The organism is Klebsiella sp. GN_Kp190 (genome assembly GCF_040061795.1).
Taxonomy (GTDB): domain Bacteria; phylum Pseudomonadota; class Gammaproteobacteria; order Enterobacterales; family Enterobacteriaceae; genus Klebsiella; species Klebsiella michiganensis.
Genome location: NZ_JBEAFN010000066.1, coordinates 19,014 through 39,727, shown reverse-complemented (window position 1 = coordinate 39,727; position 20,714 = coordinate 19,014). Strand labels below are relative to the sequence as shown.

The 20,714-nt window shown below is 57.1% G+C and carries 23 protein-coding genes; 12 read left to right on the top strand and 11 right to left on the bottom strand.

What is annotated here, in order from left to right; translation table 11 throughout:
• Positions 1–7: 7 nt before the first annotated feature.
• Both ABLU67_RS24500 and ABLU67_RS24495 read left to right on the top strand, forming a co-directional pair.
• A complete protein-coding gene (locus ABLU67_RS24500) occupies positions 8–862 on the top strand; it encodes an L-ribulose-5-phosphate 3-epimerase (RefSeq protein ID WP_014227628.1) in 855 nt (284 codons plus the stop codon).
• Positions 862–1,548, top strand: a complete 687-nt coding sequence (locus ABLU67_RS24495; RefSeq protein ID WP_186006395.1) for an L-ribulose-5-phosphate 4-epimerase — start codon at positions 862–864, stop codon at positions 1,546–1,548. Before ABLU67_RS24500 ends, ABLU67_RS24495 begins: the two co-directional genes overlap by 1 nt.
• 62 nt (positions 1,549–1,610) lie before the next feature.
• Here the strand turns inward: ABLU67_RS24495 and ABLU67_RS24490 are convergent, their stop codons facing one another.
• Both ABLU67_RS24490 and ABLU67_RS24485 read right to left on the bottom strand, forming a co-directional pair.
• Positions 1,611–2,804, bottom strand: a complete 1,194-nt coding sequence (locus tag ABLU67_RS24490; protein ID WP_064375664.1) for an MFS transporter — start codon at positions 2,802–2,804, stop codon at positions 1,611–1,613.
• A gap of 180 nt (positions 2,805–2,984) precedes the next feature.
• Entirely contained in the window at positions 2,985–3,260 is a 276-nt protein-coding gene (locus ABLU67_RS24485; RefSeq protein ID WP_004098000.1) for a DUF1471 domain-containing protein, read from the bottom strand.
• Between the two features lie 336 nt (positions 3,261–3,596).
• Here ABLU67_RS24485 and rpsF point away from each other — a divergent pair, with 336 nt between their 5' ends.
• The 5 genes from rpsF to ABLU67_RS24460 all read left to right on the top strand — a co-directional run bounded on the left by rpsF (position 3,597) and on the right by ABLU67_RS24460 (position 6,132).
• Complete coding sequence (gene rpsF, locus ABLU67_RS24480) at positions 3,597–3,992, top strand: 30S ribosomal protein S6 (protein ID WP_004098001.1); 396 nt, start codon at positions 3,597–3,599, stop codon at positions 3,990–3,992.
• Positions 3,993–3,997: 5 nt separating this feature from the next.
• On the top strand, positions 3,998–4,312 hold the full coding sequence (gene priB / locus ABLU67_RS24475) for a primosomal replication protein N (RefSeq protein WP_004098002.1): 315 nt from the start codon (positions 3,998–4,000) through the stop codon (positions 4,310–4,312).
• Between the two features lie 4 nt (positions 4,313–4,316).
• Entirely contained in the window at positions 4,317–4,544 is a 228-nt protein-coding gene (gene rpsR / locus ABLU67_RS24470) for a 30S ribosomal protein S18 (protein WP_000135199.1), read from the top strand.
• 41 nt (positions 4,545–4,585) lie between these two features.
• A complete protein-coding gene (rplI, locus tag ABLU67_RS24465; RefSeq protein WP_004098003.1) occupies positions 4,586–5,035 on the top strand; it encodes a 50S ribosomal protein L9 in 450 nt (149 codons plus the stop codon).
• Positions 5,036–5,181: 146 nt separating this feature from the next.
• Entirely contained in the window at positions 5,182–6,132 is a 951-nt protein-coding gene (locus ABLU67_RS24460) for a DMT family transporter (protein WP_046876859.1), read from the top strand.
• A 19-nt stretch (positions 6,133–6,151) separates the two neighbouring features.
• On the opposite strand, the gene ABLU67_RS24455 is transcribed toward ABLU67_RS24460, so the two are convergent.
• Positions 6,152–6,805: a LysM-like peptidoglycan-binding domain-containing protein gene (locus ABLU67_RS24455; protein WP_134897203.1), complete on the bottom strand. Its 654-nt coding sequence runs from the start codon at positions 6,803–6,805 to the stop codon at positions 6,152–6,154.
• 451 nt (positions 6,806–7,256) lie between these two features.
• On the opposite strand from ABLU67_RS24455, the gene fklB reads away from it, so the two are divergent.
• Together fklB and cycA are read left to right on the top strand one after the other, a co-directional pair.
• Complete coding sequence (gene fklB / locus ABLU67_RS24450) at positions 7,257–7,877, top strand: FKBP-type peptidyl-prolyl cis-trans isomerase (RefSeq protein WP_004871077.1); 621 nt, start codon at positions 7,257–7,259, stop codon at positions 7,875–7,877.
• Positions 7,878–8,183: 306 nt separating this feature from the next.
• Positions 8,184–9,587 carry a D-serine/D-alanine/glycine transporter gene (gene cycA, locus ABLU67_RS24445; RefSeq protein WP_004128150.1) on the top strand — a complete coding sequence of 468 codons (1,404 nt, stop codon included), beginning with the start codon at positions 8,184–8,186 and terminating at the stop codon, positions 9,585–9,587.
• 114 nt (positions 9,588–9,701) lie between these two features.
• Here cycA and ytfE read toward each other — a convergent pair whose 3' ends face one another.
• The 4 genes from ytfE to ABLU67_RS24425 all read right to left on the bottom strand — a co-directional run bounded on the left by ytfE (position 9,702) and on the right by ABLU67_RS24425 (position 13,247).
• Positions 9,702–10,364 (bottom strand): iron-sulfur cluster repair protein YtfE, encoded by a 663-nt coding sequence (gene ytfE, locus ABLU67_RS24440; RefSeq protein ID WP_201993737.1) that lies wholly within the window; start codon positions 10,362–10,364, stop codon positions 9,702–9,704.
• Positions 10,365–10,446: 82 nt separating this feature from the next.
• Positions 10,447–11,418 carry a DMT family transporter gene (locus tag ABLU67_RS24435; protein ID WP_064405995.1) on the bottom strand — a complete coding sequence of 324 codons (972 nt, stop codon included), beginning with the start codon at positions 11,416–11,418 and terminating at the stop codon, positions 10,447–10,449.
• Between the two features lie 75 nt (positions 11,419–11,493).
• A complete protein-coding gene (locus ABLU67_RS24430; protein WP_004098011.1) occupies positions 11,494–12,318 on the bottom strand; it encodes an AraC family transcriptional regulator in 825 nt (274 codons plus the stop codon).
• Positions 12,319–12,398: 80 nt separating this feature from the next.
• The gene (locus ABLU67_RS24425; RefSeq protein WP_014227633.1) at positions 12,399–13,247 is read right to left on the bottom strand and encodes an SDR family oxidoreductase; all 849 of its coding nucleotides are present in this window, start codon (positions 13,245–13,247) and stop codon (positions 12,399–12,401) included.
• 90 nt (positions 13,248–13,337) lie between these two features.
• Here ABLU67_RS24425 and ABLU67_RS24420 point away from each other — a divergent pair, with 90 nt between their 5' ends.
• Entirely contained in the window at positions 13,338–13,715 is a 378-nt protein-coding gene (locus ABLU67_RS24420; RefSeq protein ID WP_004098015.1) for a helix-turn-helix domain-containing protein, read from the top strand.
• Positions 13,716–13,767: 52 nt separating this feature from the next.
• Here ABLU67_RS24420 and ABLU67_RS24415 read toward each other — a convergent pair whose 3' ends face one another.
• The gene (locus tag ABLU67_RS24415) at positions 13,768–15,711 is read right to left on the bottom strand and encodes a bifunctional 2',3'-cyclic-nucleotide 2'-phosphodiesterase/3'-nucleotidase (protein WP_201993738.1); all 1,944 of its coding nucleotides are present in this window, start codon (positions 15,709–15,711) and stop codon (positions 13,768–13,770) included.
• A 191-nt stretch (positions 15,712–15,902) separates the two neighbouring features.
• Here ABLU67_RS24415 and cysQ point away from each other — a divergent pair, with 191 nt between their 5' ends.
• Positions 15,903–16,646, top strand: coding sequence for a 3'(2'),5'-bisphosphate nucleotidase CysQ (cysQ, locus tag ABLU67_RS24410; protein WP_004098019.1), 744 nt, complete (start codon positions 15,903–15,905; stop codon positions 16,644–16,646).
• On the opposite strand, the gene ABLU67_RS24405 is transcribed toward cysQ, so the two are convergent.
• Complete coding sequence (locus ABLU67_RS24405; RefSeq protein ID WP_032747643.1) at positions 16,636–17,193, bottom strand: YtfJ family protein; 558 nt, start codon at positions 17,191–17,193, stop codon at positions 16,636–16,638. The two genes, cysQ and ABLU67_RS24405, sit on opposite strands and share 11 nt — an antisense overlap.
• 322 nt (positions 17,194–17,515) lie before the next feature.
• On the opposite strand from ABLU67_RS24405, the gene ABLU67_RS24400 reads away from it, so the two are divergent.
• Complete coding sequence (locus tag ABLU67_RS24400; protein ID WP_004098023.1) at positions 17,516–17,722, top strand: DUF1107 domain-containing protein; 207 nt, start codon at positions 17,516–17,518, stop codon at positions 17,720–17,722.
• Between the two features lie 67 nt (positions 17,723–17,789).
• On the opposite strand, the gene araC is transcribed toward ABLU67_RS24400, so the two are convergent.
• Complete coding sequence (gene araC / locus ABLU67_RS24395) at positions 17,790–18,662, bottom strand: arabinose operon transcriptional regulator AraC (protein WP_004098024.1); 873 nt, start codon at positions 18,660–18,662, stop codon at positions 17,790–17,792.
• 30 nt (positions 18,663–18,692) lie between these two features.
• Positions 18,693–20,702: a beta-galactosidase gene (locus ABLU67_RS24390; protein WP_221842348.1), complete on the bottom strand. Its 2,010-nt coding sequence runs from the start codon at positions 20,700–20,702 to the stop codon at positions 18,693–18,695.
• Positions 20,703–20,714: the final 12 nt, after the last annotated feature.

Here is a 20,714-nt window from a genome sequence, read left to right as displayed (position 1 = left end):
AGCGGCTATGCTGTCGAAACCTATTCCGCTCGGCATCTATGAAAAAGCGCTCCCCGCCGGGGAGTGCTGGCTGGAACGTCTGCGGCTGGCTAAGGCGCTCGGTTTTGATTTCGTCGAAATGTCGGTCGATGAAACTGATGACCGCCTGGCCCGGCTCGACTGGAGCCGGGAGCAGCGCTTCGCGCTGGTTAACGCGATTGCGGAAACCGGGGTGCGCGTGCCCTCAATGTGCCTGAGCGCCCATCGGCGCTTCCCGCTCGGTAGCGAAGACGACGCGGTACGGGCGCAGGGCCTGGAGATTATGCGCAAAGCGATTCGGCTGGCGCAGGATGTGGGGATTCGCGTAATCCAGCTGGCGGGCTACGACGTCTACTACCAGGAAGCCAATAACGAGACGCGTCGTCGTTTCCGCGATGGGCTAAAAGAGAGCGTTGAAATGGCCAGCCGCGCGCAGGTAACGCTGGCGATGGAAATTATGGACTACCCGCTGATGAACTCGATCAGCAAGGCGCTGGGCTACGCCCACTACCTGAATAATCCGTGGTTCCAGCTCTATCCGGACATCGGCAACCTTTCCGCCTGGGATAACGACGTACAGATGGAGCTTCAGGCCGGGATGGGGCATATCGTGGCGGTGCACATAAAAGACACGAAACCCGGCGTATTTAAAAACGTGCCGTTCGGCGAAGGCGTCGTCGATTTTGAACGTTGTTTCGAAACGCTCAAGCAGACGGGCTACTGCGGTCCGTATCTAATTGAAATGTGGAGCGAAACGACCGACGATCCCGCCGCCGAGGTCGCGAAAGCGCGCGATTGGGTGAAGGCGCGGATGGCCAGCGCCGGTCTGCTGGAGGTGGCATAATGCAAACGCTAAAACGGCAGGTTTTCGACGCCAACATGGATTTACCGCGCTACGGCCTGGTCACTTTTACCTGGGGTAACGTCAGCGCTATCGACCGCGAACGCGGGCTGGTGGCGATTAAGCCCAGCGGCGTCGCCTACGAGACCATGAAAGCGGACGATATGGTGGTCGTGGATCTCGAAGGGAACGTGGTGGAAGGACGCTATCGTCCTTCTTCCGATACCGCCACGCATCTGGCGCTGTATCGCCGCTATCCGAGCCTTGGCGGCGTGGTGCATACCCACTCGGCGCACGCGACGGCCTGGGCGCAGGCGGGTCTGGCTATTCCCGCTCTGGGGACGACCCACGCGGACTACTTCTTTGGCGACATTCCCTGCACCCGGGCGTTAAGCGCGCAGGAAGTGGCGGAGGCTTATGAGCTGAACACGGGCCACGTGATTATCGAAACGCTGGGTGACGTTGAGCCGCTGCATACGCCGGGCATCGTGGTCTATCAGCACGGGCCTTTTGCCTGGGGCAAGGATGCGCACGATGCGGTGCATAACGCGGTGGTGATGGAAGAGGTGGCGCGGATGGCGTGGATTGCTCGCGCGATCAACCCGCAGCTGAAGCCCATCGATAGCTGGCTGATGGACAAGCATTTTATGCGCAAGCACGGGCCAGATGCCTATTACGGGCAAAAGTGAAACAGGTGCTCCGGAGCATTTCATCTTTATGATGAATCAACCGGTCTGCTCCGGAGCCATTTTTAGTTTTGCTGATAAGCCGACGGCATGCAGCGCATGCCAACCAGCGTCACAACGCAGATTATCGCGCCGGCGTAAAACGTCGAGGCGGCGCCCAGAACTTCCCACAGCACGCCCGCACCGGCGCTGGCCAGCAGCAGGGCGATGCCGCTCATCAGGTTGAACATCCCGAACGCTGTTCCGCGCAGTTCAGGCGGGGCGGTGTGCGCCACCATCGCCGCCAGCAGACCCTGCGTCATGCCCATATGAATACCCCACAGCGCGACGCCGGCTAAAAGCGTGCTCCAGTGGCTGCTGAGCGCCAGCACGATATCGGCGGCGATCAGCACCAGCAGGCCCCACTGCAGCATTTTGCTGTGGCTCATGCTGTCCGATAGTTTCCCGAATGGATAGGCGGTCAGGCTGTAAACCAGATTCATGGCGACCATCACCAGCGGAATAGCGAACAGCGGGATCGCCATCTGCTGGGCGCGCAGGACCAGAAAGGCTTCGCTGAAGCGGGCAAGGGTAAAAATCGAGCCGATAGCCACCACCCACCAGTAGGCGGCGGAAAGCTTCTTGAGATTCTCGCGGCGCAGGGGGTTAGTGCGTTTCTGGACGACCGCCGTCCTGGGCTCTTTTAATCCAAAGCCCAGTAAAGCGATAGAGAGAACGGCGGGGATCGCCGCGACCCAAAAAATAGACTGGAAATCGTTATCCCAGAGAAACATCAGCGCGACGGCAAGCAGCGGCCCCAGAAAAGCGCCGATGGTATCCAGCGACTGGCGCAGCCCGTAGGCGGCTCCGCGAATTTCCGGTGGGGTGACGTCGGCGACCAGCGCATCCCGCGGCGCGCCGCGTATCCCTTTGCCCACGCGGTCGATCATCCGGGCGCTAAACACCACGCCTGAGGTGGGCGCGATGGCGAAAAGAGGCTTGCTCAGCGCACCCAGGCCATAGCCGAGCAGCGCCAGCCCTTTACGCTTGCCGACATAATCGCTGATGACGCCGGAAAACACCTTCAGTATCAGCGCGGTGGCTTCCGCGACGCCTTCGATAATGCCGATAATAATGACGCTGGCTCCCAGCGTGGTGGCCATAAATAGAGGGAGCAGGCTGTGGATCATTTCCGAGGAAACATCCATCAGCAGGCTAACGCCGCCAAGAACCCAAACCCCTTTTGGGATACGGCTTAGCGTGGCAAAACGCGGAACCATGAAGCACTCCGGATAATCATGCGGTTAAAGAGTGATTAAATCAGGTTACGCTGGCGCTGATAAGTCACGAGAAAAAATAATTCTCAATTGCATTAAGGCGCGATTGTGCGGGTATGACCGCCGGGCAATGCCATCGCTGGCTTCCCCCTGCAACGGGAAGAAGCCAACGATCCGGGAAAACTAGCGGTAAATGGCGGCACTGGCGTGAATGGCGCCGTCGCTTCCCGGTTCATGAATGAGGATCGGCTGGAAGTACTTCGCTCCCTGAGCATCGCTCTGCTGGCTAAGCGCCTGGTCGGCTTCCTGCTCGGTGGCGATGTTGTGGTTGATATAGATAACGCCGAGGCTCTGCACATCGTCCATGTTGCGGGCCTGGCGGGCATCGATTTTAATAGCAGCCAGCGCGTTGGCGCTCAACAAAAGCGCTGCCATCATGGTTATGAGGATGTATTTCATCACCTACCTCCTTATGACGCTCCTGACGTTCACCCGCTTCCCTGGGGTATGGATTGCTTCTGATCTAAGTGTAATCTCTGCCTGTCTGGCGTATCGCGACCATTTCTGATGCAGTTGTTCAAAAAATTGTCGCTTCCGTCGTTGATTAATTTTAAATCACTGGCTTAAGGTCACTTCGCGCTTAGTGCGAATTATTTGCACAATTCACTTGTCTTAAACCCCGCTCGCCCGTATTATGACGCGTCAATTTTTCAGCCGCCCTTTAACACGTTCCTTGCCTCCATGGGCCGCGGCTGACCCAGACAGGAGGCTGAATAATCCGTAAGGAGCAATTCGATGCGTCATTACGAAATCGTTTTTATGGTCCATCCTGACCAGAGCGAACAGGTTCCGGGCATGATCGAACGTTACACTGGTGCAATCACTGCAGCAGAAGGTACGATCCACCGTCTGGAAGACTGGGGCCGCCGTCAGCTGGCTTATCCGATCAACAAACTGCACAAAGCTCACTACGTTCTGCTGAACGTTGAAGCGCCGCAGGAAGCGATCGATGAGCTGGAAACTAACTTCCGCTTCAACGACGCCGTTATCCGCAGCATGGTAATGCGTACTAAGCACGCTGTTACCGAAGCATCTCCGATGGTTAAAGCGAAAGACGAGCGCCGTGAGCGTCGCGAAGATTTCGCCAACGAAACCGCAGATGATTCTGAAGCTGGGGATTCTGAAGAGTAATCCTGATGACCAACCGTCTGGAGCTGTCCGGCATTGTATGCAGGACTCCACTTCGTAAGGTCAGCCCGTCAGGAATTCCACACTGCCAGTTCGTGCTTGAGCATCGTTCGGTGCAGGAGGAAGCCGGTTTTCACCGGCAGGCATGGTGCCAGATGCCCGTGATAATCAGCGGACACCAGAACCAGGCCATTACTCACAGTATAACGGTCGGTAGCGCAGTAATCGTTCGAGGGTTCATCTCTTGCCACAAGGCAAAGAACGGCTTGAGCAAAATGGTTCTGCATGCCGAGCAGATTGAATTGATAGATTCTGGAGACTAGCCATATGGCACGTTATTTCCGTCGTCGCAAGTTCTGCCGTTTCACCGCGGAAGGCGTTCAAGAGATCGACTATAAAGATATCGCTACGCTGAAAAACTACATCACCGAAAGCGGTAAGATTGTCCCGAGCCGTATCACCGGTACCCGTGCAAAATATCAGCGTCAGCTGGCACGCGCTATCAAACGCGCTCGCTACCTGTCCCTGCTGCCGTACACTGATCGTCATCAGTAATCGGTCACGGTCCATTAATACGACTTTGAGAGGATAAGGTAATGCAAGTTATTCTGCTTGATAAAGTAGCAAACCTGGGTAGCCTGGGTGATCAGGTTAACGTTAAAGCGGGCTATGCTCGTAACTTCCTGGTACCACAGGGTAAAGCTGTTCCTGCTACCAAGAAAAACGTTGAATTCTTCGAAGCACGCCGTGCTGAACTGGAAGCCAAACTGGCTGAAGTTCTGGGCGCTGCTAACGCACGTGCTGAAGCAATCAACGCACTGGGCACCGTTACCATCGCGTCTAAATCTGGCGACGAAGGTAAACTGTTCGGTTCCATCGGTACTCGCGACATCGCTGACGCTGTAACTGCAGCTGGCGTTGCCGTTGCTAAGAGCGAAGTTCGTCTGCCGAACGGCGTTCTGCGCACCACCGGTGAGCACGAAGTGGACTTCCAGGTTCACAGCGAAGTTTTCGCTAAACTGGTTGTTAACGTTGTAGCTGAGTAATTTTTTACTCAACTCACGTCGAGACGCCGGCCTTGTGCCGGCGTTTTGCTTTTCTGTCTTTGTCGAATCTTTTCCTGGTATGGTGGCTATTCTTAGCAACTTTCTGGATAATAAAATAAAACACTATTTTATTTCTGGTGAAGTGAATGGACGCACCCTCGATTTTTTCCCGCAAGAAAGTGGCTTATGCCTGCGCAACCCTCTGCTGTCTGCTGTGGGGAAGCTCCTATCCGGCGATTAAAAGCGGCTATGAACTGTTTCAGATTGCCACTGATGATGTGCCGTCTAAAATCGTCTTTGCTGGCTATCGCTTTCTGTTTGCCGGCGCGCTGCTGCTGCTCTTCGCGCTGGTGCAGCGTAAGCCGATTGCCCGCTTGAATCCCCGTCAGTGCGGGCAGCTGGCGATACTGGGCGTCACGCAAACCTCTATCCAGTACGTTTTCTTCTACGTTGGCCTGGCGTTTACCACCGGCGTGAAGGGATCGATTATGAACGCCACCGGTACCTTCTTCAGCGTTCTGCTGGCGCACTTTATCTATCAGAATGACAGGCTGAGCTACAACAAAGCCATCGGCTGTATTGTCGGCTTTGCCGGCGTGATGCTGGTCAACGTTAATCGTTCATTGAGCGATTTTAGCTTTGTCTGGCAGGGTGACGGCTTTGTGGTGCTGGCGGCGTTTATCCTGTCGGCGGCGACGCTGTACGGGAAGCGCATTTCGCAGACGGTTGACCCGACGGTGATGACCGGCTGGCAGCTGGCGTTTGGCGGCCTGGTACTGGTCGGCGGCGGCTATCTGACCGGCGGCACCCTTGAGGTTCACAGCGCCGCTGCTGCGCTGGTTCTGGCTTATTTGACGCTGCTCTCTTCCATCGCCTTTGCGCTATGGAGCGTGCTGCTCAAGCATAACCGGGTGAGCATGATTGCGCCGTTCAACTTTGTGGTCCCGGTCGCCGGCACCGTACTGTCGGCCATCTTCCTCGGCGAGAATATTCTTGAACTGAAATATGCGGTTGCGCTGGCGCTGGTGTGCGCCGGGATCTGGTGGGTGAATAAGCCGGGGACAACATCCGGGAAATCGCCACAGCAGGCCGGGTAAGCTACCCGGCCGTGAGGCCTTAACGGACGCGAATAAAGCTGCCGTTCGACTGGCGGGTAAACAGCACCTGCTGGCCGCCGCCGGTATCGATAGTCAGCCCGGTGACCACGCCGCTGGCGTTCTGACGGATCTGGACCGTCTGCCCGGTCTGCAGTGAGCTTAGCGGTTTACCGGCGCCTTCCACCTGGGCCATGGCGTAAACGTCGGTCGGCGGCAGGTTGTGGTCGCGGAACAGCTGCGCGAGAGTTTTCCCCGATTCAATACGGTAGGTCCGCCACTGCTGCTCGATGCCGGGAGTCGACTGCGGCTCCTGATAAGGCTGAGATGCGGTCTGCGGCTGATCCGGCTGCTCATCCTGAATCGGCTCCGGTGCGACCGGCGCCACCTGATCGGCATCGTTGACCGGCGGCGTGTTGGTGATGGGCGGCAGCGGGACCGCCTGATTGCCGGAAGAGGGCTGCGACTGGGATTGCAGGTTGAGATTCGCCTCGCGGCTGGCCTGAACCGGGCTGCTGTTATCCTCGGAAGGGAGCAGAACGCCGATAATTACCAGCAGCGCCCCGGCAATGATGCCGCGGCGGTGCATCGGCGGTAGCGGATCCATGAGGCGAAAATGATCCGGGGCGTGCCAGATCTTCGCCAGGGTAGATGTCAGTTCAAAGCGCCCGGGCATGGCTTTCCTCCTGCTCCGCATATTTTTATCCTGTAAATAAAGTATATACCCTAAATAATTTAAGTCGCAGGACAAGGTTTGCCTTGAACAGCGCTTGCGCTGGCCCCGTAGGGGCGAGGCCGCAGGCAGAGTAACGCGGCAAGCCAGTAAGTTCCCAGGAGCATAGATAACTATGTGACTGGGGCGCGCTGGCGAAACCAACGCTCCTGCAACTTAAAGTATGACGGGTATAGATGGCTAACTTCCTGAAGGACGAGACAAAGCTATGTTTCGTGAGGTTAACCTTATCTCTCTATTGTTTCTGTTTCCCTTAGATTTGTCATCATCCAGGCGACAAAGTTTTACCCGTCGTGCTATGGCTGATATGCTTCCCACCTCTTTTCTCCGCTCGCCGCCTTTCGCAATTTGAAGGCCCGGGAGCATGAGAATCCCCACCAAAAAAGGAACAAAGATGGCAACCCCAACTTTTGACACGATCGAAGCACAGGCAAGTTACGGTATCGGCTTGCAGGTTGGACAACAGCTGAGCGAATCTGGCCTGCAGGGGCTGCTGCCGGAAGCGCTGGTCGCGGGTATTGCTGACGCGCTGGAAGGTCAACAGCCGCAGGTGCCGGTGGAAGCCGTTCACCGCGCGCTGCGCGAAATCCACGAACGCGCTGACGCCGTGCGTCGCGAGCGTTTCCAGGAAATGGCCGCGGATGGCGAGAAATACCTGGAAGAAAACCGCGAGCGCGAAGGCGTGAACAGCACCGAGTCTGGCCTGCAGTTCCGCGTTCTGACCCAGGGCGAAGGCCCGATCCCGGCGCGTACTGACCGCGTTCGCGTTCACTACACCGGCAAGCTGATCGACGGCACCGTCTTCGATAGCTCCGTTGCGCGCGGCGAACCGGCTGAATTCCCGGTGACCGGGGTGATCGGCGGCTGGATTGAAGCGCTGACGCTGATGCCGGTGGGTTCCAAATGGGAACTGACGATTCCGCACAGCCTGGCCTACGGCGAGCGCGGCGCGGGCGCATCCATTCCTCCGTTCAGCACCCTGATTTTTGAAGTTGAACTGCTGGATATTATCTAAACAGCAGGTGCTTCCTCTCCCGTATGGGGGAGGGAGCCGCTTTAAATAGTGTAAAACCCTTAAGTTGAGCGTTTGGTGGAGCTTTATATTGCATATCTGCTTAATGGGTGTATTTTTGTGAGCTGTTTCGCGTAACCGGAGTGATATAACACTCACTTTAAACATAAAATTAACATTATATCTAAATCATAGTATTCATCCCTCCGATTCTTACCTAATATCGATAAACCCTCGTTCCGGGGTTAATACGAATGAAGGGCCAGTAGAGCCCGAACAACACAGACAGGTACAACAGGAAAAAATCACATGGTAGATCAGGTAAAAGTCGCTGCCGACGAACAGGCTCCGACTGAACAATCGCTGCGGCGAAATCTCACTAACCGGCATATTCAGCTTATTGCTATCGGTGGTGCGATTGGCACCGGGCTGTTTATGGGCTCAGGCAAAACCATCAGCCTTGCCGGGCCGTCAATTATTTTTGTTTATATGATCATCGGCTTTATGCTGTTTTTCGTCATGCGCGCCATGGGCGAACTGCTGCTGTCGAATCTCGAATACAAGTCGTTCAGCGATTTTGCCGCCGACCTGCTGGGCCCCTGGGCAGGCTATTTTACCGGCTGGACCTACTGGTTCTGCTGGGTGGTAACCGGGATGGCGGACGTGGTGGCGATCACCGCCTATGCGCAGTTCTGGTTCCCGGGACTCTCCGACTGGGTCGCCTCGCTGGCGGTCATCCTGCTGCTGCTGGGCCTTAACCTCGCCACCGTGAAGATGTTCGGCGAGATGGAGTTCTGGTTTGCGATGATCAAAATTGTCGCTATCGTGGCGCTGATTGTCGTCGGCCTGGTGATGGTGATGATGCACTTCCAGTCACCGACCGGCGTAGAGGCCTCTTTCGCCCATCTGTGGAATGACGGCGGCTGGTTCCCGAAAGGCATCAGCGGATTCTTTGCCGGCTTCCAGATAGCGGTATTCGCCTTTGTGGGCATCGAACTGGTGGGAACCACGGCGGCGGAAACCAAAGATCCTGAGAAATCCCTGCCGCGGGCGATTAACTCGATTCCAATCCGCATCATTATGTTCTACGTCTTTGCGCTGATCGTGATTATGTCAGTGACGCCGTGGAGCTCCGTCGTGCCGTCAAAGAGCCCGTTCGTTGAGCTGTTTGTGCTGGTCGGGCTGCCGGCGGCGGCAAGCCTGATCAACTTCGTGGTGCTGACCTCGGCGGCCTCTTCCGCTAACAGCGGCGTGTTTTCCACCAGCCGTATGCTGTTCGGTCTGGCGCAGGACGGACAGGCGCCGAAAATGTTCGCCAAGCTGTCGAAGCGCGCGGTACCGGCGAAAGGCCTGACCTTCTCCTGTATGTGTCTGCTGGGCGGCGTAGTCATGCTGATGGTCAATCCAAGCGTGATCGCGGCGTTTACCATGATTACCACGGTGTCGGCGATCCTGTTTATGTTCGTCTGGACGATTATCCTGTGCTCGTATCTGGCCTATCGCAGAAAGCGTCCGCAGCTGCATGAGCAGTCCAAATATAAGATGCCGCTGGGCAAACTGATGTGCTGGGTGTGCATGGCATTCTTCGTCTTTGTGCTGGTCCTGCTGACGCTGGAAGCCGATACCCGCGAAGCGCTGATGGTGACCCCGCTGTGGTTTGTGCTGCTCGGCGCGGGCTGGCTGTTTGCCGGCAAGAAGCGCCTGGCGAAATAAAAAATCTTCGGCAGCGGTTTTTAACGTTGCTTGCAACGGTCCGTCATAAAAAAGGCCACCCGGGGTGGCCAATAAGACTGACAATGTCGAGGGCGCCTGCGGGCGCCTTTTTATTTACTTTCCGGCGAGGGCACGCGGGAACAGTACGTTATTTTCAAGGCTGATGTGCTCCATCAGGTCATCAATCAGCTCGTTGATGCCGTTGTACATCGCTTTCCAGGTAGTGCAGGCTTCCGCCGGCGGCGTCACGTTCTGCGTGATGTGCTTAATCACCTCCAGCAGCTCGCCCGCTTCATCATGCTCGCTTTCCATGACGCTGATAGGACCGCCGGCCTGCGTTCCCATGCCCTGTTTGATCATCGGGAACAGAATCTGCTCCTCTTTCATCATATGGCTGGAAAGCTCCTGGTGCAGTATGGTCAGATACTTGGTTAAGCCTTTCGGAACGTTGGGCTTGTCGGCGTGAACGCGCTCGACTTTAGTGGCCTGTAAAATCAGCTCCGGCAGCTGCTCGCGATGCCGGTCGTGATAGCGAACGATAATGTGATCGATGATTTCCGCATAGGGCGCAGCCCGCCAGTCGCGCTCTACCGGCACTTCCGCCAGTTTGGCCAGCTCGGCTTCAATCACCGCGACGTCCAGCTCTTTGCGCGACGCCGCGCGCTCCAGCGTCTGTTTGCCGCCGCAGCAGTAGTCCATATCGTATTGACGGAACAGCGCGGAGGCGCGCGGAATCGTCAGCGCCAGCTCGCCTAAAGGTTGGTCACGGAAAGCCATAGCAGTTACCTCGTCATCAAGAATATAAGTTGTATTTTAAATGCATCTTATGTACCTGGGAATACCCCTTTAGGATACCAGGCTATTTTTTCTCGCTGACCAGCTCCTGCAGCGCGGGCTTTTCCGGGCGGGCACGCACGGCGGACACCACGCCGAGCACCAGCAGCAGGATACCGCTGAAGGTGAGAAGCGGGGGCAGGCTCTGGCGCAGAATAAAGGTATACAGCAGTCCGGCAAGGGTTTCGAAGACGATCAGCGGCCCGAGGATCACCGTTGGCAGACGCTGGCTGGCAACGTTCCAGCACCACGCGCCGACCCATGAACAGAAGATAGCGATCGCCAGCATCAGGGTGACAAACATCGCCGGACGCGGGCCGAAGGGGAGCGGAAAGTCCGCGTGCTGGCCGTGCAGCCACCCGCAGGCGATAAGGTATCCGGCCAGGGATACCGGCAGGGTCACCAGCGCCTGCGCGGTGGCCCACATCATCGGCGGTTTATCCGGATTTTCCCGCAGCCAGCGGGCGTTGCGCAGCGCGTACCAGGCCCAGCATACCACCGAGATCAGCGCCAGCGCGATACCGGAGCCGTAGCGCCACGGGCTGAAATCGGGTAAGCCCTGATGCAGCTCGGCGATATTGACGCACGCCAGGCCGAGGGCAATACAGACCAGCGCCGGGAACAGGCGTCGCCACGGCAGCTTGCCGTCGCGCTGGCTATAGAGCAGGTTGGCGAAAACCGGCAGCACGACCGGCAGGGTGCCGATGATCATCGTCGATACCGGCGCGCCGGTACGCTGAATCGCGCTGGCCAGGCAGACGTAATAGATTAAGTTGCCCATCATGGTCAGCCCCAGCGCCGTCCACCAGTCTTTCCCGGTGAGCTGGCGCAGCCGCGCGCGGCCCAGCCAGGCCAGCGGCAGGGCGATCAGCCCCAGCGCCAGATAGCGCCCCATCGACTGTAAAACCGCCGGGTATTCCGGCACCAGTAAAGGACCCACGAATATCAATCCCCACATCAGCCCTGCCAGCAGGGCGTACAGCACACCACTAATCATCACGCCTTCCATTACTCTTTTCGTTGGCGACAGTGTAGGCGAGGCAAAAGCGGGAATATTGTATGAGGTTGCGCATTAGCGCGGGAGAACCTGCTTTTGATAACGCACCGGCGTAATGCCGTAGCGGCGGGTGAACGCGCGGGTCAGGTGCGACTGGTCGGTCAGCCCGGCGGCGAGAGCGACGTCGGCGGCGGGCATGCCGTGGGTGAGAAACGCTTTAGCGCGCCACAGGCGAATCGCCATCAGCATCTGGTGCGGCGTAACGTGGAAGTGCGCTTTGAACTGGCGCTGGAAATGGTATGGGCTCAGCGCCGCCACCTGCGCCAGCTCATCAAGGGTCACCGTACGCATATAGTTATCGTGCAGATAGTCGCGCACCCGCTCGAAGCGGTGGCGGGCTTCGGGCAGCGCAGCGGCGTGATGGGCAAACGGGCGGAAGGTATCGATCAAATCCAGCAGCAGCCCCTGCTGCGCCAGCGGATCGTCAGTATGCCACAGGCCGTAGATGAGATTGCCGATTTGCCGGGAGCGCAGGGGATCCTGACGCACCACCTCGCTGAACCACCAGTGGCGCACGCCGGTCACCTCTTCCAGCGTATCCGGGTCGAGATAAATCATCCGATAGCGCCAGCCGTCGGCGGTCTCCGCCTCGCCGGTGTGCAGCTCATCGGGGTTCATGGTGACGATCGAGTTAACCGAAGCCACGTGCTGGCTGCCGCGATAGCGAAAACGCTCGGCGCCAAGCTCTATCGCGCCGATACCAAAAGCTTCATGGGTGTGCGGTTCAAAGGCGTAGCGGGAGATATGGGCATGGTACAGCTCAACGCCGGGCAGCTGCGCCAGATGGCGAAAGCGCGCGCTGTCTCTTTCATCACTGAACTGTTCTGGTACGCCTTGCATGCGATAACTCCCGACGGACATCCGTGCATTATTGAGGATGGCCCGCCGGGATGCTACAAAAATTAACCACTATGTAACAGTTACAGAATGCCTTTGACGCTCTCTGCCAGCGTCGTGGTTGGGCGACCGATGAGCTTACTCAGGGTGCGGCTATCGTCGAACAGACCGCCTTTGGACGCGCCGGTATCAGAATCCGCCAGCATGTCAGCCAGGCCAGCGGGCAGGCCTACGCCCTTCAGCGCGGCGGCGAAGTCGGCTTCGCTGAGGTTTTGATACACCACGTTTTTACCGCTTTGTTTGCTCAGCTCAGCGGCTAGTTCGCTGAGGGTCCACGCTTCATCGCCCGCCAGCTCGTACACTTTTCCGGCATGGCCCTCTTCGGCGATAACGCGAGCGGCGGCGGCGGCGTAGTCCGCGCGGGTGGCGGAGGCGATTTTGCCGTTACCGGCCGCGCCGATAAATACGCCATGTTCAATCGACGGCGGCGCGCTGGCAAGGTAGTTTTCGGTGTACCAGCCGTTGCGCAGCAGGGCATACGCAATGCCGGAGTCGGCGAGCATTTTCTCGGTGGCGATATGCTCATCCGCCAGCCCCAGCGGGGAGGTATCGGCGTGCAGCAGGCTGGTGTAGGCGATAAATTTCACGCCGGCGGCTTTCGCCGCGTTAATCACGTTGCGGTGCTGGACGGCGCGCTGGCCGACTTCGCTGGACGAGATCAGCAGCAGTTTGTCCACGCCCTGCAGGGCGGCGGTCAGCGCGGCTTCATCGCTGTAGTCGGCCTGACGAACCACTACGCCCTTTTGGCTCAGCGATTCGGCCTTCGCCGGGTTGCGCACGATAGCCACAACCTGGCCTGCGGGGACGGTAGTTAACAGATTTTCCAGGACGTGCTGGCCAAGCTGGCCGGTTGCGCCGGTAATTGCGATCATAGGTCTTCTCCTTCGTGTTCATTGGCAGTTGTGGTAAGCTAACACCTTAACTAACTTTTAGTAAGTACGTACAAAAAGGTAAGTGTGAATATGGCGAATCTGACGCTGAGCGAGCAGCTACGCAACGGCAACCTGTTTGCCGAACAGTGCCCCTCGCGGGAAGTGCTCAAGCACGTGACCAGCCGCTGGGGCGTACTGATTTTGGTGTCCCTGCGCGATGGCACCCATCGGTTTAGCGATCTGCGGCGTAAGATCGGCGGCGTCAGCGAAAAGATGCTGGCCCAGTCGCTCCAGGCGCTGGAGCAGGATGGCTTTCTTAACCGCGTGTCGTACCCGGTGGTACCGCCGCACGTTGAATATAGTCTGACTCCGCTCGGTGAGCAGGTGAGCGAGAAGGTGGCGGCGCTGGCGGACTGGATTGAGCTGAACCTGCCCGCGGTTCTGGCGAACCACGAACAGGTAGCCTGAGGATGATGTCAGGATAGCCCCGGTAAGCGCAGCACAACCGGGGAACCGGCAATTATTTACTCAAACCCAGCTGATAAATGGCAAAGCCGATATCGTCGGTAGCCACCTGGCGCATCGGGTATTGCGCTTTCTCTTTGATAAACGCCGCGGCCTTATCGCCTGGTGAGGTTTCAAAGCGAATATCCAGCGGTACGGTGCTGTGGATCGGCGCCAGGCGCCAGTTGTTATCCGCCGCCGGATGGATCTCGCCGTTTTTCTTCGACTCCGCGCCAATCCACGCCGCCAGCACCGAGCGGTTTTCATCCGGCGAGGCGAACGCGATATGATCCTCGCCGGTGCCCTGGAATTTACCGCCGTAAGCGCGGTAGTTATTGGTCGCGATGAGGAAAGTGGCGTTCGGATCGATTGGCTTGCCGTTAAAGGTCAGGTTTTTAATTCGCTCGGCCTGCGGATTAACGGGCTGACATTCGCCGTCATAGCGCGCCGGCTGGGTGATATCGATCTGGTAGTTCACGCCATCGATGACATCGAAGTTGTAGGTGCGAAAGCCGTCCCAGTTAATCAGCGACTGCGGCTTGCTGCTGCCGGGGTCAATCTGATTGAACTGCCCGGCGGAGCACTCCAGCCACTCTTTAACCTCTTTACCGCTGACTTTCATTACCACCAGGGTGTTGGGATACAGGTAGAGGTCGGCGGCGTTGCGGAAGGTGAGCTGCCCTTTTTCCACTTCAACAAAGCTGGCGGGGTCATTTTTGCGTCCGCCGACTTTAAACGGCGCGGCGGCGGAGAGTACCGGTAGTTTCGCCAGATCCGGGTCGCCCTGAATATAGTGCTCAACGTAGGCCTTCTGGGCCATATTGACCACCTGTACGGTCGGATCGTCCTGCACCAGCGCCAGATAGCTGTACATATTGTCCGAGGATTGACCAATCGGTTTGCCGACAAACTCGCGAGTGGCGTCATGGTCGGCTTTTAGTACCGCCACCATGTTGCTGTCTTCTGCCGCCAGCGATTTCTTCGCCACCGCATCGTAGATCGGCCGCGCTTCGGCTTTCGCTGCGCTGACCTGCCATTTACCGCTGTCGTTGTTCAGAACCAGATCGACCACCCCAAGGTGATCGCCCCACATGCCCGGCATCACTGCCGGTACGCCGTTCAGCGTACCTTTCGCGATATCTGCGCCTTTGATACCGGCAAAATCTTTGCTCGGGAAGACGGCGTGCGCGTGGCCGAACATAATGGCATCGACCCCAGGCACCTGGCTTAAATAGTAAACGGAGTTCTCCGCCATCGCCTGATACGGGTCGGCGGAAAGGCCGGAGTGGGCAATGACCACCACCACGTCCGCACCTTTCTCACGCATTTCCGGGACAAACTTGCGCGCGGTGGCGGTAATGTCATTGACGGTGACTTTGCCGCTGAGATTGGCTTTATCCCAGGTCATAATCTGCGGCGGTACGAAGCCGATATAGCCAATGCGCAGGGTCTGAGTTTTGCCATCGCTATCCTGTACCTGGGTATCCTGAATCAGATAAGGCGTAAACATCGGTTGGCCGGTTTTGGCGTCAATAATATTGGCGTTCACGTAGGGGAATTTTGCCCCGGCCAGCGCTTTGTGCAGGAAGTCGAGCCCGTAGTTAAACTCGTGGTTGCCGAGGTTACCTACGACATAATCCAGGGTATTCATCGCCTTGTAGACCGGGTGAACATCGCCTTCTTTCAGTCCCTTCGCCGCCATATAGTCGCCCAGCGGGCTGCCCTGAATAACGTCGCCGTTATCGACCAGCACGCTGTTTTTGGCTTCCTGGCGCGCTTTCTCAATCAGGGTTGCGGTGCGCACCAGGCCAAATTTTTCCGTGGCGCTGTCTTTGTAATAGTCAAAGTCCATCATATTACTGTGCAGATCGGTGGTTTCCATGATCCGCAAATCGACCGTCGCCGCATTTACGCTGGCGGCGATCAGCGTGGCCAGCAGCGTTGCGCTAAACTTAATCATCAGTGGCGTCCTTTTTTATGAGCAATGGCACAGAAGAAAATGTATTTACATTCTGTTGCTTACAGAAATGTGAATCATGCCAGAAAAGCGGTGAAAGAAACCGCCATCGTTATCACAGATAGCGGAACTCACAATGATGCGATATAAATAAAACAACGAGTTAACGCCACTGTAACCAGACGAGGTGGAGAATGTTAGAACAAGTATGTCAGCTAGCACGGAACGCGGGCGATGCCATCATGGAAGTTTACGATGGAAAACAGCCGATGGACGTTGCCAGCAAGAAGGACGATTCTCCGGTCACGGCCGCGGATATTGCGGCGCACAAGGTGATTATCAGCGGCCTGCTGGCGCTGACGCCCGATATTCCGGTTCTGTCGGAAGAGGACCCGCCGGCCTGGGAGGTGCGCCAGCACTGGCAGCGCTACTGGCTGGTGGACCCGCTGGACGGCACCAAAGAATTTATCAAGCGCAACGGCGAGTTTACCGTCAATATCGCCTTGATTGAAAACGGGAAGCCGATCCTTGGCGTGGTCTACGCGCCGGTGATGAAGGTGATGTACAGCGCGGAAAAGGGCAAAGCGTGGAAAGAGGAGTGCGGCGTTCGCAAGCAGATTCAGGTCCGCGATGCGCGTCCGCCGCTGGTGGTGATTAGCCGCTCCCACGGCAATGACCCGGAGCTGCAGGAGTATCTGGAGCAGCTTGGCGAACACCAGACCACCTCAATCGGTTCATCGCTGAAGTTCTGTCTGGTCGCCGAAGGGCAGGCCCAGCTTTATCCGCGCTTCGGGCCGACCTCCACCTGGGACACCGCGGCCGGTCATGCGGTCGCCAGCGCCGCCGGGGCGCACGTTCACGACTGGCAGGGGCGTACCCTTGATTACACGCCGCGTGAATCGTTCCTCAACCCCGGCTTCCGGGTCTCTATTTATTGAGCAGCTTGTGCAGCAGGGCAACCACCTGCTGCACCTCTTCCTGGCTAAGCGCGCCGTCTTTAGCCCACTGTACGCGGCCATCTTTATCCAGCACCACGATGGCCGAACTCTCTTCATTAAGCTGCCACGCTTTGCGGACCACACCGTTGCTGTCGACGATAAACTGCGACCAGGGGTAGAGCTGCTTGTTGCTCTCAATACTGCTGCGGACAAACATGCCTGAACCCGGGATAGCGTCATCGGTATTGACGATTGTGGTGGTTTGATAGCGATCGTGCGGGAGCTTCGCGCTTTTAATCGCTTCAATCAGGGTCGCGTTTTTTTCTTTTGCCGACGAGCGCCCGGCAATATGCTGCACGACGCGCACTTTCCCCACCAGCTGCGCGCTATTCCAGCTTTTATAGCTAAACTTATCGTTGTTCAGTACCAGCTCCCCCCGATCCGCGACGCCGACCGGCGCAACGCGCTGGCCATCGACAAAGTTATGCGCCGACGCCATCAGCGGGAACAGGAGACATGAAACGGCCAGTAATCTACGTAGGGTCATGGTGTTTCCTTTTATTATCTGTGCAGGTGATCCGACCACTTGGTCTGCTTTAATCATAAGTGCGATTTATGGGCATTACCCGCAATGATGGTGCCAGTTTGCGTGTTGACGCACAATTCCGTCTAAAATCGGCGACTTATACTACCTTCATCGGATGCCTGAAACGAAAACTCTGAATTATTGTCATCATAAGGTAAATAAACTTATACAAACTGGGTATCACTCAGATTCTGGACTATAGTTTCAGGGCATTAAAATTTGCGATTCCGGTACGTGGGCTAACTGTGGCACCACAGGAGCGTAACCCTGGCAGGAGACAACAATGAAAATTTTCCAACGCTACAACCCGCTACAAGTAGCGAAGTACGTGAAGATCCTGTTCCGTGGACGTTTGTATATCAAGGACGTTGGCGCTTTTGAGTTTGATAAGGGCAAAATCCTTATCCCGAAGGTTAAGGACAAGCTGCATTTGTCAGTGATGTCTGAAGTCAACCGCCAGGTGAGCCGTCTGCAAACAGAGATGGCATAACCTGAAAAGAGGTATGACTACACGGTAAAAAGGCGGCTCCCTAAGGGAGCCGTTGATGTTTCTGGACCTATCCCTTCATTTCCGCATAGCGTTTACGGTACTCGCCCGGGGGAATGCCGTTATGTTTACGGAAAATGCGCGTGAAATAGACCGGGTCTCCGTAACCTACCGACAGGGCGATTTTGTTAAGCGGCAGGGAGGTGCTCTGGATCAGCCACCTCGCGCGGTTGATGCGCTGCGCCTCGCGCCAGGCGTAAACCGTTTGCCCCAGCTCATTTTTGAACAAATGCGCCAGCCGCGAAGGGGAGAGAAAAACCATCGCCGCCAGGGTCTCGATCTTCATCTCCTGGGCAATATGTTCGTTAAGATAGTCGCACACCGCGTTAATCCGCGGGTCGTGGGCGTGGCGGTTGCTGATCGGCTGTCGCTGAAAGCAGTTCAGGATCAGGCGCTCCAGCGCATTCATCGCCAGCGCCTCCGACAGCGGGGCGGAAGCGGAGTGGTGGCGGATAACTTCATAGAACAGATCGCGCAGACTCTGCAGCTGCTCAGGATCGTTGACCGTGGTTTTACCAATGCCGTGGGTCGTTTGATCCCATTTTAGCCAGTCTATCCAGTAGGGCCGGGGGATGAAGTAGATCCATAAATGATCCCAGTATTCGCTGTGTTCGTCCCGTCCGTAATGGTGCGGAACGCCGGGCGGGAAGAGCAGCAGATCGTTTTCACGACACAGAAGGGAGCCGTCTCCCGCTTTCGCGCGCGCCTGGCCGCGAAGCGTCAGATTGATGATGTAACCTTTCATCCCCTGCGGGCGGTTTATGTAGTAGTCCAGCTTTGAGCCGCGGGTGATGGGGGTAAAGCCGGCGACGACCCAGGCGTTGAAGGTAAAGGTCTTCATCAATGGCGAGAAGTTCAGTAGCTCATTGATATCCAGTTCCATCGTTTCTCCCGCCCGAGCGCCGCCGCCCGCTTAACTTTCGATGATAGTAAATTCCCATGCTTTGAGGCGCAACGGCTGGCCGCAGCTAACTTTTTCCCCGCTCAACAGCGCGTTGCCCGATGTCTCGCTGATAAACGCCTGCGGTTCGCCGGAGTAGTTGAACAGGAAGTGGATGCTGTTGCCGTCGCGGTTGCGCATCTTTTTGACCACCAGCGGATAGCGGTAGGCTGATGTACGTGAACGCAGATCCAGTCCTGCGGTCAGCCGATCGAACAGCTGGCTAATCAACGTTTTCTGCGGCAGGAAGCCAACGTAAATCGCCCGACCCTGAGCGTAATCCGCCTCGGTGGCGGCGGCATAGTCGCCCCATGCCGGATGCTGATAGCGCAGTAGCGTACGGGTACCGGCGTCCGGCGTCAGCAGCTCCATCCACAGCTCGGCCTGATTGTCTTGACGGCAATCAATGTCCGCGCTGCAGGCGCGTACCGTGGTTTCTTCCGGCAGGGTGAATTGACTGTAGCTCACGCCGCAGCTCTCGCGCAAAATTCCCGGCTGCGCGCCGCTGCGCACCTTCACGTTTTCATCGCTAAAGCCTGATTTAAAGCCGATCAGCGCTCTGCCGCCCTGCTCGATATAGCGGTTGATGCGCGTCAGCAGGCCATCATCGGCGGCGTAGAGTCCGGGTACGATCAGCGCGCGGTAGCGCGCGGTTTCCTCGTTAACGTCGTGGATAATATCGAGGCTGATATTGTGGTCGTACAGCGCATCGTGGAAGCGGCGGAAAATATCGTTATAAATATTGCCCTGCGCGTCGCCGGGACGGAACTGGTTAAGGGCGTCCATCGCCTCATTGCTTATCAGCAGCGCGACGTCGTTTTCTGCCTTCAGCTCCGCCAGCTGCGGCGACAGGCGGGCAAAGTCAGCCCCGATAGTGGTGGCCTCCTGCCAGGTCGCGTTGCGCGAGAAGTCGTGGCTTAACAGCCCCTTCCAGTAGGTCTCGAACGCGTTATGAATCGAATGCCAGTGCCAGTAAGAGACCATTGCCGCCCCCGAGGCCACGTGGCTAAAAGCCTGCAGGCGCAGCTGGCCCGGATAAGGTGTCCACTGGGCAAAGCCCTGCGCCTGGGTTTCCAGCACGAAGTAATTCTTACCCTGCTTTAGCGAACGCGTAATGGCGCCGCCAAACGCGATTTCTCGCCCGGTCAGGTGTTTCTGGCTCGGATGATAGATATCGACTCCGGCAATATCCAGCGTCTGCGCCGCCGCAAAATGGTCAACTCGCGGCTGCACGCCGTAGGAGTAGCCGCGCCATTCAAAATCGAAGTTGTGGGTGACGAACTGATGCGGCTGGGCATATTCGCGCACGATCTCCGCCTGCCAGGCGAGATACTCCGTCACCTGCTGGCGCTGGTAGCGGGAGAACGCGCAGGCGAGGCTGGCGTTGATAGTGTTTTCGACCGGCGGAAAATCCTGCCAGCTATCGATGCGGTTGCTCCAGTAGTCCAGACCAAAATCGTTATTCAACTGGTCAAGGTCGGGGTATTTTTCCTGCAGGCTGCGTACAAAACCCTCCTGCATATGGCGGCCGATATTATCGTAATGCTTGGTTTCGTTATCCAGCTGCCAGCCAATAATCGCCGGATGGTGCTGCACGTGCGCCATTAGCGTACGGATAATCTTTTCGGCATAGCGGCGAAAGGTCGGGTTGACGATATCCATAATCTGGCGCGGGCCATATTTTTGCTGCCCGTTGACGGTAGTGACCAGAATATCCGGGTGCTTCGCCGCCAGCCAGGCCGGGACGGCGTAGGTTGGCGTGCCGATAATCACCGCGATCCCCGCTTTATGCATGGCATTCAGCACCCGGTCGATATGGTAGAAGTTATATTCGCCCTCCCGGGGCTCCAGCGTACTCCAGGTCGATTCGGCAATCCGCACCACGTTAATGCCCGTTTCCTGCATTAAGGCGATATCTTTCGCCAGCCGATCTTCCGGCATATATTCATCGTAATAGGCCACGCCATAAAATAAATCAGACATACAGGTTACCTC